General features: G+C 41.5%; 9 protein-coding genes. All 9 read right to left on the bottom strand.

What is annotated here, in order from left to right:
- Nucleotides 1-14: 14 nt before the first annotated feature.
- Complete coding sequence (locus tag BK026_RS00275) at nt 15-686, bottom strand: sulfotransferase domain-containing protein (protein WP_071814002.1); 672 nt, start codon at nt 684-686, stop codon at nt 15-17.
- On the bottom strand, nt 683-2,860 hold the full coding sequence (locus BK026_RS00270; RefSeq protein ID WP_071814001.1) for a class I SAM-dependent methyltransferase: 2,178 nt from the start codon (nt 2,858-2,860) through the stop codon (nt 683-685). The genes BK026_RS00275 and BK026_RS00270 overlap by 4 nt, the downstream gene beginning before the upstream one ends.
- A 55-nt stretch (nt 2,861-2,915) precedes the next feature.
- Nucleotides 2,916-4,049, bottom strand: coding sequence for a sulfotransferase family protein (locus BK026_RS00265; protein WP_071814000.1), 1,134 nt, complete (start codon nt 4,047-4,049; stop codon nt 2,916-2,918).
- Between the two features lie 69 nt (nt 4,050-4,118).
- A complete protein-coding gene (locus tag BK026_RS00260) occupies nt 4,119-5,258 on the bottom strand; it encodes a glycosyltransferase (protein WP_071813999.1) in 1,140 nt (379 codons plus the stop codon).
- A gap of 17 nt (nt 5,259-5,275) precedes the next feature.
- Nucleotides 5,276-6,406 carry a glycosyltransferase family 8 protein gene (locus tag BK026_RS00255; protein ID WP_083574949.1) on the bottom strand — a complete coding sequence of 377 codons (1,131 nt, stop codon included), beginning with the start codon at nt 6,404-6,406 and terminating at the stop codon, nt 5,276-5,278.
- A 109-nt stretch (nt 6,407-6,515) separates the two neighbouring features.
- The gene (locus BK026_RS00250; RefSeq protein WP_071813997.1) at nt 6,516-8,315 is read right to left on the bottom strand and encodes an LTA synthase family protein; all 1,800 of its coding nucleotides are present in this window, start codon (nt 8,313-8,315) and stop codon (nt 6,516-6,518) included.
- A gap of 221 nt (nt 8,316-8,536) precedes the next feature.
- On the bottom strand, nt 8,537-12,154 hold the full coding sequence (locus BK026_RS00245) for a 6-hydroxymethylpterin diphosphokinase MptE-like protein (protein WP_071813996.1): 3,618 nt from the start codon (nt 12,152-12,154) through the stop codon (nt 8,537-8,539).
- Nucleotides 12,155-12,177: 23 nt separating this feature from the next.
- Complete coding sequence (locus tag BK026_RS00240; protein ID WP_071813995.1) at nt 12,178-13,347, bottom strand: acyl-CoA reductase; 1,170 nt, start codon at nt 13,345-13,347, stop codon at nt 12,178-12,180.
- On the bottom strand, nt 13,331-14,401 hold the full coding sequence (locus BK026_RS00235; RefSeq protein WP_256253534.1) for an acyl-protein synthetase: 1,071 nt from the start codon (nt 14,399-14,401) through the stop codon (nt 13,331-13,333). Before BK026_RS00235 ends, BK026_RS00240 begins: the two co-directional genes overlap by 17 nt.

The raw sequence follows: 14,401 nt of genomic DNA, 5'->3' as shown, positions 1-14,401 counted from the left end.
AGGTTGCGCTATCATTACACGTCGAAATGCATCATTCTTGATTGAATGTACGCAATGTCCTCATCACTGAGTTCAAGCGAATACCCGCCCACTTTGCCTTTTCTTACCTTACAATGACTATTTCTTGGCGATAACCATGGGCGCTGAGATTGACCGCTCAACTCAACTTGTTTCATATTGTCGAAAGAGGCCATTTCAGATATTCGTTCAACGTCATGCAAACTGACACTGATATCAAAGAAATCGCACACTTTTACCAGTACAGCTTGATAATCGCTGTGCATGTCTTCATAGCGAATAATTGGTAAGTTATTCTCTGTTGCGAGGCGCCGCCACAGCTTTTGGAACTTGAGTAAATTATCAACACCAAAATATGGATCACGAATAAATGTTGAGATATCACCTTGATAATTGAAAAAGTCAGCAAACCTTCCGGTAATTTGGTTGTATAAGCTAACGATGGTATCCCTCGCATCGCGCTCAATATAAAGGATCTTATCGCTTCCAATGTTATAGTTTTGATAGCGCCTGTTAATATCGAAATTCAGCGGCGGCTTGGTGCCATCATTGTATTCAAATTCGTCATGTGAAAATATGATGTCGTGCGCTTGCTCAGTAAGTTCAAGCGCATAGCGAAGCCAACTTCTACCAGATTTCGGAAAAGAAATAACGCGTTTTCTGGTCATAGCGATTTGTCCCGTTTATAAAGTCGAATGGGCCCCGCACCTCCGTGATGACCAGTTAAGTGTTCTGAATACATGTTGAAACCCGCATCGCTTATCGTTTTAACGAGTTCATCATCCTCATAGAAGATCGCAGGTACACGCATAACAAACCATGTAGCAGCTAAATCTAAAAGGCCAGTTAAGGTTGTTATTCTTTCTGCTTTTGGGAGATGCTGATGAACAGCTAAATACAATACCATGTCGTATTTGGCCAACAGCTTTTCACCAAATTCATCTTGAAATTCGCACCATGGAGCGACGCTTCCATGCATAAAGTTTGCTCTTGGATCGTTCGCGCTTAGCGCCCTTGCGGTAAGCACTCTGCCACCGTCGAGCTCTACACCATCTAACCTAGCACACCCCGCGTTTAAAAGCCTATGCGCAATGTATCCCTCGGCACAGCCTGCATCGAATACCGTGGCCTCATTTATAAACTTCTCCAGAAACGGAAGGACTTCAGTACGGGTACTTACGGGCCACTTTCCATGCATATTTAGTTGAGGAAGACGTAAGTAATGTTCTCTGCCGTCATCAACAAGCATTGCCATGAAATCATCACAGAATTTATCCCAGCTAAATGTCTGTATTGCTTTTCGAGCGCATTGAGCGCGTAACAGAGCCTTATCGTAATAGGTAGAAACCTCTTCAATGGCACTTACGCATGCATCGGTCGAGTAAGTATCTAGAACGAGCGCCGTATCTCGATTTCTAGCAAATCCTTTTGTTCCTGCATGCGTGCAAATAAGCGGAACACCACACGCCATCGCTTCAGCTGCCGTATTTGCCCAACCTGCAAATGACTCAACGTGAACTACACAGTGACACTGGTGATAAAAATCAACCAATCCGTCTTCGTTCAGTTGGCCGGCTTCTATTATTTTTTTGTGCTCATTAAGCTGCTGAAAAATACTGTTTTCTCTAATTGAAGAAGGGATCTCTCCCATCACGTGCAATACTTCATTGCCTCGTAAGGTTTGCATAACAGGTAACATTCTTTCAAGCGATTTGGTGCTGATCCCAATGACAAACTCAGAGCGAGATTTTGGCGCAATACAAGGATAAAACCGCGATGAATCAACTGCCCCTTCGATAACATGAAATTTTTTAGCTAAAAAATCGGTGTAGCTGCCTTCAAACCAATCCGTATTGTTAAAAAAGACTGAGGTAGGCTTGAATGCTCTGTTCACTGCAATGAATTTTTCTTTACAGGACCTATCATTTAAAACAGCCTGTATGCGAAATCCAAATTGCTCACCTCTTTTCGTTTCCAATGCACTGATAAAACGTTGGGAGAATCCCGCTCCGGGAACCAGTGTTGCCCCCCATTTTCGTTTCAACGCTTCTTCTGGGCTGAGCACTTCAAAACCTTCAGGGTGCCATTTACCGTGGTGATTTTCGAAACAGAAACTGACTTGTATGCCTCTACTTCTAAGCAGTTGGCCTAGGCGTGCAAACCGAATCAACCCGCCGCTAACTATATTTTGTTCGGCATAGATAAGTAGGGTTCTAATGCTTGCATTCTTAATTGTCGTATTGATGGTACATGGCTTTCTGAAAAATGTGATCTTTCCGACAGTTTCAACCGGTTCACAACCCGAATTAATCAACTCTTGAGCGAATTCAGCAGAACCCAATTTCTGCCCAGGTAAGGGTTTACTGTCGTCGAGCGCTATAATTCCACCGTCTATAACGTGAGGATACCAGCTTTCATAATCATCTCTTACCGCACCGTACCTGTGATCACCATCTATGAAAAGCAAGCCAATTGGTTTATTCCACCCTTTGGTCAGAACCGTTGACTCTACATTAATGAGGCTCACATATTTATATGCTTCACTATCTAGCATCAACTTAAAAAAATCTTTTCTGTCTTCTGGGCCAAAAATACCACCTAGTTCACCCACGAATGCTTTATGCGGATCGACACAGAAAATCTGCGGTGGATTGTCACGCTTAAGCGCGTTAACACCATGGGCTATAGCAAGCGCCGACTTTCCTTTGTATGAACCTATTTCAACTATCACACCGGACGTGACGCACTCTGCGTACTTAGACAGGGCTTTCGCTTCAATTAACGTAATACCACCTTTTTCATAAGGATAAGATTCCATTGTTTCTTCAATGGTTTTTTGCATTGTTTACCTCTGTAAAGATGTAGGTGTATATTAAATCAAACGGACGACGCAGTACTTAGCGATGTTGTAGAAACAATGCTTCAGCAAAAATAATCGGCTTATTAGAGTACTCACTTACAATGGCGCGTACTTCGTCCTCTCTAGAAAGCACTCCCACAAAAATAATGTCATGCTCGACATCTGAAATTGCTTGTGGCGAGCAAAATCTCGTTCCATATTTGTCGATACTTACCGTATCAGATGCTGCATAATCAACTGACAATACTATCGTCTCTGAAAGCTGCCCTATTAAAATAGAAGTTAGCTCACTTGCACCGTATAAAATCACCCGCTTGCCCTTTAAGCTATCGGCAATGTTTTTTATTTCATTAATAATATAAGTTCGATGTAATGGCTGGAAATAAGCAACATTCAGCGCATGATAATATGCATGAAGTGATGCTATTTTTTCTTTATCTGGGCGGCTATCAGGAAAATTTCTCAACATGTCTTGCTGCCAACAAAACCCACACTCTATTTTTTGAACGCCCACGTTATGCTCTAGTTCCTTTTGAAACAACGTATCGTTAATAAGCGTTTTTACACCGCAAAAGTCTTTCAACTTATGACGTACGCCCAGTTCATTGTGGCTAATGTCTTCATATGTCACGAGAATACGCTCAATGCTTTCAGGTAAAAACGCGACAACCGCAGACCAATGTAAATAGATAAGTTGTGCGGCGTACTCAAAATCAAAATGGTCTCTTTTAACTAAAGAGCTCGCTGTGGATATAAAGTCCCTTTTAACTAAAACAACTTTTACATCCAAATCAAGTGAAGATAAAACATCGAACCAGAACGGGAGTAAAATGCAAAACCTTGGGTCTTTGAGCACCAATTTATTGCTCTCTTCGAGGAGTTCATTAATGTAATTAACGGCCATGTCCCTAAGGCTTTTATACTCAGTACTTTGCTGTAAGGTAGGTAAGTCTAACCAAACCAGTGAGAACCAGTAATACCCCAACGAGGCTAACAGCCTATTATTGATGTCGACAACGTGGTCATCCTCCCAATAGCCATTTGGATTGTCTCGACTGGGTTGCATGGGGTGCTTACCACAAAAGAAACCATTAGACTCTACCATGCTGGTGACTAAGCTAGTTCCCGATCTGTGCATTCCTAGTACTAGCACTAATTGATTTTTAGACATCAAATAACCTTGATTTTTAGCCACATCATTGGGCGGTGAAAAATAAAATAATAATCTTGTCGCAGCGCCTCAAAGCGTAATGATCGCTCCTTTAAACGCTAACTTTTCTAGCGACGCTCTCATTTCATCTGCGTACGCAAATGAGCAAATAATTACAGCATCAACATTGTTTAGCGAGTTGCCATTTAATTTTGTCACCGCTACGCCACCTTTTGTTGACCCTTGCTTTTTCACATCACTATCAAAAATGACCGAAAAATTTATGAATAAAGAGAGATCAACAACGAGATATTCACTCACATCGTTGCATCCGTATAGCGCAACGTTATCTTGAGGCGTTAATTCCCTTTTTACCCGCGTATAAAGTTTACTAATGCGCTTAAATTTATGGCGATTGTTAAACAGTGTTTTCAATGACTTGAGAATATTTGGCCCACTCTCTGGTAGCGCCATTTTTTTTATCTCTTTTAAGATCATTCTTTTTTCTAGCAATGCACGTTTGTAGCTCTGCTCATTGTGCCACCTTGTTGATTGGGAATGTGCTCTGAAAAGGTTAAGCGGTTCATGGACATAAGCAACCGATGCGTCAGCCAGTATTCGTATATAGCACATCCAGTCACCACAATACTTCATGGTACTTTTCTTCAATGCAGCCTTTAGGTGTTGCTTTTTAAAAAGCACAGCACTCACATTCGGAATTACATTTTTGAAAACCAAATAGTCTTTAATGAGGGTTGCACCATCGATAACAAAATCTCGCTTCCAAAGCGTATTATAAAAGTCGGCTGTGTAATCATGGCGATAGAGCGGCTTACTTTGTTCATTTACGATCCATGAATCACTATACGCCATCGCTATGTCTTGATGGTGTTTAAATTGCGCTAACAGCGTTTCTAAAAATGTAACACTTGATATGTCGTCACTTTCGGCAATCCAGACAAACTCTCCTTTTGCCAAATTTACGCCTTTTATCCATTGATCGTTAACACATCCACCATTTTCGACATTAAAATCAATAGCAGTGACCCTGGCTTCATGGTTTGCAAACGCTTTCATTATCGCTTGGCTATCATCAGAACTTGCATCATCAAGTAAGATCACTTCAAAATCAGTGAAGGTTTGCTCCTTAATAGAGCGCAACCTCTCGGGTAAAAAACGAGCATGGTTGTAGCATGGGACAATAATAGAAACGGTAGGTGTATTATTCATGGCTAAAATTTTGTTCTTTACTGATCCGTGATTGAAATAATATTTGATTCAGGGACCTTCTTTTGGCCCAGTAGTGCGACTATCTCTTTTTCAAACGCAGCAGATGCCACGATAACCGGTATATTTTTTAAACTGATATCTGATGCCAGCACTGGAATCTTAAAAAACGTATCTATCTTTGGTGACTTATCTAGCATGCCTTCGATGTGAATGTCAGAAAAAAAGTGCTGTAAATACCGCGCAACTCTGCGCCCTTTTTGCCCGGCGCCATATATATATAAGTGTCTGATATTCTTATCTTGGACTTTCTTTATTAGCGCATGATCATGCTCGTCGAGATAATGTTCTAATTCAACATCAGCAAACACAGTTTCACTTTTGTATTTGCGATAAAGGTGTGTAAAAGGATGAATTGAGGAGTGCTGCCAAGGTTTTTCTGCGCCGTTGAAATGAACAATCTTCACTTCACTTTCTTTGCTAAGCGCTTCAAGGCAAGACTGTTGGATATTCCATGCGCCGTCTAACACCATCACGTTACTGTCTAGCGTTATATTGAGAATATCCTGATCATTAAATTTATAATCGGTACCATTATCGACCATACGCATTGCGGTTTCTGTTATCTGTTTACTCCTCCACATAGGCAGGTCAATCAGTAGCATTCCAGCATTGAAATAGCTGTGTGATTTCAATCCTAGCGTTTGGCTGTGAGAACCTTTAGCGACTAGGGAGTCAACTACCACTCCGGCGGCGTTGTCTTCTAGATCAATCGCGAACAGGTCGCTGACATCGGCATTCACAATCATATCTGCATCCAAAAACAACACTTTGGTGTTGATAGAGGCTAATATTTGCGGGATAAGAAGCCTAAAATACGTTACTACTGAAAGTCGGTCGGAAAAGTCTTTACTAATCTGCGCACTTGAGAAAGTTTCGTCTTCAATTTGATAGAATTTTATATGATTTCCATTGCCAGAAGTTTGTGTAAGCTTCATCTGATTGGCGCTCGAAAGCGCTGCATAAAAGATATGCCAACTTATTTGGCTATCAGTATTTGAAAGTATACTTCGCATAAGTGCTGCAAGGTGAACTGCAAATTTATCATCAATACAGAAAACTAAATTCAAAGGTTGCATCTTTTCCATCATTGTTTCTCATTAATTAGCAGGTTCACTGGTAAGAAGTAGTCGTCAAAAACGTCCTTCAAGGCTAAGTCAGTGGTCCATGGGAAGCTTGCAAAAATACTCAATGCTCCCCTCATAATGCTAATGACCGCTCAATCAACATTCGGTGCAATAACGATGATATGTATTCTTGCTCTTCTTTTTGCACTACCGTTTTACTTTGCCCTTTCTGCACGCGTTTAACTTGATTAAACAATCGGTCAACCCACAGCAACTCTTCATCATTTAAGAAACCAAAATTAGCGGGTGTATTTCCCTTCAGTGTTGCGGAGTGAAAGAAGTAGGCGAAAGCCCTATCATCATTTAACAGGGATGCACCAAGATGGGGGTGATCAGCACCGATGCCCAATAAATCAAAAAATGTGGGAAATAAATCGAAATGGCATGAATGTTCAATGACCTTCTTACTTAATTTCGGGTGACGCATAAACAAGGGAACATGCATTTGAGGGAGGATCACAGAATTGCTGTGAAAACTATAGCCATACTCACCAAATGATTCACCATGATCACCGGTAAACACTAATATTGTATTTGATAAATCTATCTTCTCAGCAAGTCTATTCAGGAACTCGTCAATAATGAAGTCCGCCTCTTCCACAGCATTCATGTATTGTGACTTCGCATCACGCGATTTGTGACGATTGAACGTTTTTTTGTCTATTGTCTCGTAAGGTATGTGAGACTGGTCATTGATGATGTGAAGAAAAAAAGGCCCACTTTTCGCCGCATTCGCAACAGGTTCAACCATGTTCCAAAGCCTATAGTCGGCCTTGAGTCCATCACTAGGCAATTGGTGCGTGCCCCATATAAAATCGAAGCCAATTCTGTTAAGTAGCTTGTGATAGTCATAGAGCGCAATATCCGCACTGTCCAAAAACATTGTTGTATAGCCATTTTTTTTGAGCGTTTGTAGGTGTAATGGCTCGCTACCAGGATACAAACTATCCTGTTTGTTATACGGGTTGTTAGAATAATTTCCTGAATATATTTGGTTGGTAGCCACTGTGGTGTTTGGACACAAACAGTAATGCTTCTTACCTTCCCAACTATTTTCTTGAAATCGCTGTTTCAGCTTTGAGCGAACGCCAGCCCCATTTCCATTATCAAGATAGTAACCTAAGGATTCCATGGTGATTAATATGATATTGGCGCCCTTACAGGCACCATATAAGTCGCCCCGCGTATTATCGCGGACCTCTGGTTTAACGAACGGTTGGTGACGCGGATCTATTTCTATCGATTTATTGCAAGAAAACTTGTCGCTCATAATGATGTTTGCTAACAGGCTGGGTGCTGTATAAAACTGTGCTGAAGCATTCGTTATTATGCGGTAGATAGCGAGCGCTGAAATTACCACTATAATGCCTAGCGTTACGCCAACGAGCCATAGCATAGCTGGTGCAGAGAATATTCCTTTGGGCAGTGCAAAAATATATAACACACAAACTTGCACACTCGCCCACGCTAGCGGGAGTAGCAGGATATAGGGTATCTGTTTTACCAGTAACAACAAGTGAGGTATGCCTTTAGCTAGCCCTTTGGATCCGGTAAAAAACCATGCAAAACTTTGCCTGTTTATCTCAATGCGGTACTGAACGAAAAGAATGGCATCAAGCCATACAAGAACGCCATACAAAAAAAACAGAACACAGACAATCACGCTTAAGCCTAGCCATGGTGTATAAGCCAGAAAGACGGAAACAAAAAGCGAAGCAATAAAAAGGATCTTAATATCGTTGAAGTTAACAACCTTCGATAGCGCCCCACGTCGAGCACGGATTTTCTTATTGACAGCAAGAAGGCTGCTTGCAGAAACAAAATAAAGAATAAAAGCAGCACAAATACTTGAAATGTCTGAAAGTGATAGCAAACTAAGGTTCTCCGCGAGTTCAGCTTCAGCGGCCTCATTAATTCTAAAACCCCAAAGCCGCTATGCTTCAGGTTTTAGTGGTAAAAATCGTCGTCGTTATTTGGGTTATCGACCTAGGTTAGAAAAACTCAAATGTAAAAGTTCTCGCGCTAAACGCCGAAGTAAAGCTACATGTGCAGTGTAAAACGCTAATGAATACCCTTTACGTATTGATATAAAAGCTACTGCATCTGATAGCGACCGCCCGCCTTTCCCGCGCTAAAGGTAAGTACTATTGAGTGTTCTACATCATCGCATATCTCTTCGTCTAATAACGCTTGAGGTTTAAGTAAGTCTTTTTTGCATAATATCCCGCGGTTACCGCACATATCGACAGCATTCAAGCGCAAGTCATTTAAGTTTGCGAAAACAACGAATTCACCAAAATCAAGGTAGTACTCATATTCAAACGTGCTTTTCACTACCGCGTTAAACAAGTCTTGCAGAATATCGTCAAAACATTCGCTTCGCTTTACCTTTATTTTCGGAACGAGGACTTTATTGAAAACAGAACCAAAATTATGCTTCAGCGCTACGAATGGCATTCTTTCCTCTACCCAGTAGGGTGATGCACCTTTGATAATATTTTCAAGCCCAGCGTTTCCATAAACAAAATCAGGATGCACAACTTTACTCATAGGCATATTTAATTGAGTCATGTCAAGCGACGTAACATGGGTGCCAAACCAGATAACTTCTGCATTTGGCACTTCCATTGTGTTTAGCGTATGAATAAACGCGTCAACTTGCGATTGTTTTTGTACCCACAGCGCAAATCGTATGTCGACAGAAGATTTGAGTTGCGAGCTTTCTGTAAGACCCGGTCCACACTGTTTAATCTCTACAACGTTTGGGCTAAATAGGCGTTCATTGAACTGGTTGAACATGTGGCTCTGATTAATATTAGTAATGCAGAGAATATGTGCTTTATGCCTCTTTAAATGTGCGATTTGTCTGATGCTTCCAAAAGATTCTGAAATATCAAAGTTTGACTCAATATGTGTTACTTCATCTCTAGCTTCAGCTAAAAAGTCAGTCCAGCGCTGCAATAATTTGTTGGCATAACTTAACGCAGATGCCTCACTTTTAATATATTCACATTTGCTAAGCATTACGTTGCAATAGTTCATGCTGCCAAACAGTAAATAGAAAAGTAATGATGAACCTTTTCTGTAGGAGTCGAAAAGGAGATCTTTCTGCCTTTCAATTAAGGCATTTATATCGACAAGAGAGTGGACAGGCTCACGTGCCAACGTCAGTAAACTTTCTAATTCCTCATGAAGTACATCCTGACGATATTTTTCCTTAAAACGCGTGGTATAACTGCCATATTCAGGAATAGATTCAAATATATTCTGTTTGACAATATCAACGACCGAAGCAACACTCTCTTCGGAATTGACAAGAAGCACATCGTCAACAAGAAGCGGTAACGCCCCGTTTATCTTCGCCCCATTGCTGCAGTTGAAGCAATACACAGGTTTTTTGGCCAAAGCGCGCTCTAAAATGTCTTTAGACACTTTGAATTCATACTTAGTAAAAACGGTTTTTTGAAAATTCCCTTCTATGACAAAAGAAGTATCATTTTTTTTGCTGTAATCGTAAATTTCTTCTCCGTCATTACTGTAATAACCAGACTGAGAAGAGTGATGTTTTTTCCTATCAGTGAACCCTAAATCAATACCGAACAGATATATTTGATTAAATCCCATGGTTGTAAATAGGTTTAATGCAAAATTAGAAACCGTAGGAAACGCGAAGTCTAATTCTTCAAACTTTTTAAGCCCAATTAGATTAACCGAAGAAACTGTCGAACTTTCTCCCGTCTTAAAGGCAATAAAAACGTCTTTAAATAAATTGCACGTGTCAGGATGGATGCCATTACAACTTATTAGGCTAATTTGTTTGAGATAGTCAAAGTCACCAATTCGGCTTACCCAATCAAACGTGGACCGATTTTGTTCAATTTCTGCATGGAAGTCAGGCACGATACCATTTTTATAAAGTGGCATAAGCGCTGTTCCGCAAGACACAATAATGGCTTTTTCACGCAACTCCTTTATTGCTTCTATACAACTGTCAAGGGAGGGTCCGTTACCTACAATAAAAACCGGAGTTTCTCGCTGTGCAGCATTAAGCTTTTTCTCGGCATTGACAGTTAATAAGGGATAGCCGCGATTTATTGCTTCAACCGTGTGCGAAATTCCATAGAATGCATGGTCAAAATATTCGCCCATTGATATGACAATTTGTAACTGTTCTCGAAGACGTGCAAGAGCGCTCACTAAGTTCGCATTGTAATAAGACTGGTAGAAATACGTACTGGCCAGAATGTATGGCCCAACTGAATAGAACTGACCGAGCAAATCGTTGAATATGTTAGAGCCGTCGTCGCCGATATTGATGTAGATTCGGCTTTTTTCTTTGTCTACTTTAGTGAGTATTTCATGCCAATCAATCGCGAATAACGATGCGTAAAAAAAGTCTTTATTGGGTTCACACAGAAACAACTTATCAACCGTTTTCTGCTTATACAGTTCCTCAATTTGATAACCAAGACCAACGCCAAACATGATCAAAGACTTTATATGATCAGGCAAATTACCTACTTCTTCAGATATATCCTGTAAAAAGCGTTCCGTTTCTTCAACAAACTGATAGTGTTTGTAATGTTTAAGCTTGGTGCCTTTATAGCCTAGCACGAGGCTATCTTTTTGCGGCTTTTGGTAGAAGAACTTCAAATGCTCCACGGCATTATGTTTCGGCAGTCGTCCACCGAATAATTGTAGCGATTCCTTTAAAACAACGTTCACTTCGCCGCAGTTATCTATAATTGGTAACCAATCTACAGGCGTAAATTCTGAAAACTCTTGGTAAATTTTAGGAAAGTACTTTTGAAATGCGGATAAATTCCGTCTGAACAACCCATTTGATTTATCGACCGACTTGATCGTATCTATATCAACACTGTCAGTCCACGTTGGCAAAAAAGTGTTCACTCCTTTCTGACTTAGACGCGCCACGGAGCGCGTCTTATATTGTGCCCAGCTATTGAGCTTCAAACCAACATCTATATTGTCAAAAACATCATTATTGTAATGTTTGTAAAAATAAAAACCATCAATATCATAAGCTTGGCGAAGCTCGGAGATATTATCTACAATACCGCTACCATCATTACCAATGAGTAAATATACCGCCGCTCCCTTTGATGCCATAGTTTGCAGCAGCCTTTGCCAGTCTAATGCAAGGACTGAGCACTGAAAATATTGCAACTCGGGCTCATAAATAACCAAATGTCGAATGGTGTGATTGTTTATTAGTTCTTCAATGTGATAACCGAGGCCTAGCCCCATTACAACCAGTGCATTTACTGATTCTGGCAATGTAGTGTATTTTTTTTGGCGCCTGAAGTAAGGCAACTCAGATACGTTCGCGATGTCTCTTATGTTTTCTTGGTCATAGGCTTCATCTTGCACCGTAACGTCGCTAAAAGAGAGATAGGATGCATGTTGAGAGAAAAGTCGGTACTGCTCTTGCACCTCATTTTTAGGATCAAGACCATATAGGGTGCGCCCACTCGTATAATTGACGATGTTGAACTTACCAAACTTGTTTGCAAACAAGGCGATATTGCTTGTGGCTACATCCTTAACCTGTGAGGCTAGCGAAGGAACATGATGTGAAAAAGCCAACACGCTTCGGCGATGATTTGTAATTATATGCCGAGATAACGCCTGTTCCATTTCCTTTTGATCATCTTCTGCGTCCGCTAAATGAAAGCGGATATCCTTTAACATCACTATTCCTCTTATTGTTTAAATTACTGACTAAAGGATTGCAGTAGATCTACACCATCCCATATTGGCGAGAATTCCAAAGCCTTTCCCAAAGGCACTGCTCGTTTAAATTGCCCTGACCTTTCCTGCCACCCATGAGGTAATGCATAACTTATCGTTTGTAGTTTTGCAGAGTACGCAATTTCCTCAAGCGACGCGATATCACTTTCTAACACCAGACCATTCCCGCCATGTGCTTCTAAGATTGATGCCGTCAAGGTTTTGACCTTACATCTGGCAATCGGTCCAACATTGGTTACCTGCGCAAATTCAGCAAGTTTTTTGCCAATATTGTCCCGAAGCTCGACTGCGAAACAACCGCTCAAATACTGTAGCGCGATATGCTGCTCAACTTTGTGGATTGTCTCAAAGTTGTGTTTACTGAGGACTATCGCCGATCCCACCTTTTCCCAAAAGCGCTCTTGAAGCGCTTGGTTTGTATTAAGCCAATACAACGCCTTAGGTGAAGAGCATGCCTGTTGCGTAAACGGCGCTACATCACTGACAAAACTATTGGCACAGCGTTCTATATCGTCTTCGTTATTGAGTTGTAACACCGCGACTGAATAACGATCTGGAAAACTTATTTGACGAGTCTCAGGGGCAAGCCTCGATACCGATTCAATAGCAGCATCGCCGCCCCATACCACTCTGAGGTCGCACCACTTACTGAGGCGTTCAGTAACATCGACATGTTCAGCATTATACTGAACAACACCGATAAAAGGTGCTAACACTTCACCATTCGGTGTTTTTAGGTAAGCGTGAAGAAAGTCGACTAATTGACGAGTAATATCACCGCTTCTGTGGCTAATTCTGACGATATTTGTATTGCCGCATAATACCGATAGAAGCAAGGTATACATAAACACGGTGTCTACGTTCGCAGGCGCAATATGAAAGACTTTATCCACCTCGTTATCGGCTTTCTCTGCAAATAGTTTTTGTTCCAATTGCTGCAAATGCGCTTTTCGAAACCAAAAGGCAAGCGCAACAATTTCAGGAAACTGCTTGACGCCTGGCTGCGCTAACAGAAACGCAGAAAAGCCGGCTACAGAAGCAACCAGCTTATCTTGAGTAAGCTTTTTATCTTTACGGCTAGCCTCACACAGTGGAATACACCACTCTACATGCCTATTATCTAAATGTATCACTGCAGCCTTTAACCTGTGCCTTTGGCAACCGTCCGTGAACCTTGAAATATTTACCTAACCTTCCGCACGCGCAGTCATCTTCTCCGACAATTGTCCCGCGATCTTCGGTCAATATGCAGTGGCCAGGGTAGCTTGTGGGTAGTATTGAATTAACCTGAATCAGACCAGACTCTCCATGCTCCAGTAAGCGTAGGTCTTGCGGACTACGCACCAGTACATCAGACCAAACTGGCGTGTGAAGAAACCCTTTTTCGCACTGAACATAGATGGTGCCAGTCTGTTCAACCATGCCGTAATAATCATGTACAGTTACATGACCCAGTGTGCGCCGAATTACAGTTTTGAACTCGCTGTCCGTCACCGCTTGTTCTTGCATTTTTTTCCAGCCGCCGCCGTGGATCAGCATAGCATCAGAAAAGTTTAATTTCAGATTGTTGTTAATCAAGGCCTGAATAAACTGCTGCCAAACAATAAAAGTAAAACCAAATATTAAGACGGGTTCATCAGCATATTTAGCGCAAAACGCCTGCACCTTTTCAAGGTCCAATTCCATGTTCTCGTTAAGTGCGTAGCAGTGATCTCGACCAAAAAAAGACAGGCCTTGAAGCCCTGCTGCTCTGGCGGTCATTGCGCCGGCGGCTCTCACTGTGGAAGGCGCATCAATCAATAACATAGGGCGCCGTTGTTTGCCTACCCAACTTTGCAGGATTTTCACAAGCACTCGACTTTGGCGCTTTGCTGACTCTCCATCAAGGGTAATCTTGGAAGCGTGACCAGTCGTGCCGGACGAGCGCATTTGCCGAAATACATCGCTTGGCGCAATACTCGTAAGCGTCAAATCTTTAAACAATCGCGATGCCACGGGGAGCTGTTGGTCGTGCGGGGCTCTAACAACATCAAAAAAGCGACTATCTATTAATCGCTTATAAGTATCACTATGTTGATAATGATATTGACTGAGCAAAGGGATAATCTGATTTAACATGGTTTGCTTTTGTTTTTTAGCAACGCCGTAAACAGGTAAATCAAACACCCCTGTAGGATAGGAAAACAC

The sequence above is a fragment of the Alteromonas sp. V450 genome (assembly GCF_001885075.1).
Lineage (GTDB): Bacteria > Pseudomonadota > Gammaproteobacteria > Enterobacterales > Alteromonadaceae > Alteromonas.
This window is presented reverse-complemented; position numbering and strand designations above follow the sequence as displayed.

Bases quoted from the DNA above. Each gene is read 5' to 3' on its own strand.
- BK026_RS00275 (WP_071814002.1), bottom strand. From the start codon at position 686: ATGACCAGAAAACGCGTTATTTCTTTTCCGAAATCTGGTAGAAGTTGG.
- BK026_RS00270 (WP_071814001.1), bottom strand. From the start codon at position 2,860: ATGCAAAAAACCATTGAAGAAACAATGGAATCTTATCCTTATGAAAAA.
- BK026_RS00265 (WP_071814000.1), bottom strand. From the start codon at position 4,049: ATGTCTAAAAATCAATTAGTGCTAGTACTAGGAATGCACAGATCGGGA.
- BK026_RS00260 (WP_071813999.1), bottom strand. From the start codon at position 5,258: ATGAATAATACACCTACCGTTTCTATTATTGTCCCATGCTACAACCAT.
- BK026_RS00255 (WP_083574949.1), bottom strand. From the start codon at position 6,406: ATGATGGAAAAGATGCAACCTTTGAATTTAGTTTTCTGTATTGATGAT.
- BK026_RS00245 (WP_071813996.1), bottom strand. From the start codon at position 12,154: ATGTTAAAGGATATCCGCTTTCATTTAGCGGACGCAGAAGATGATCAA.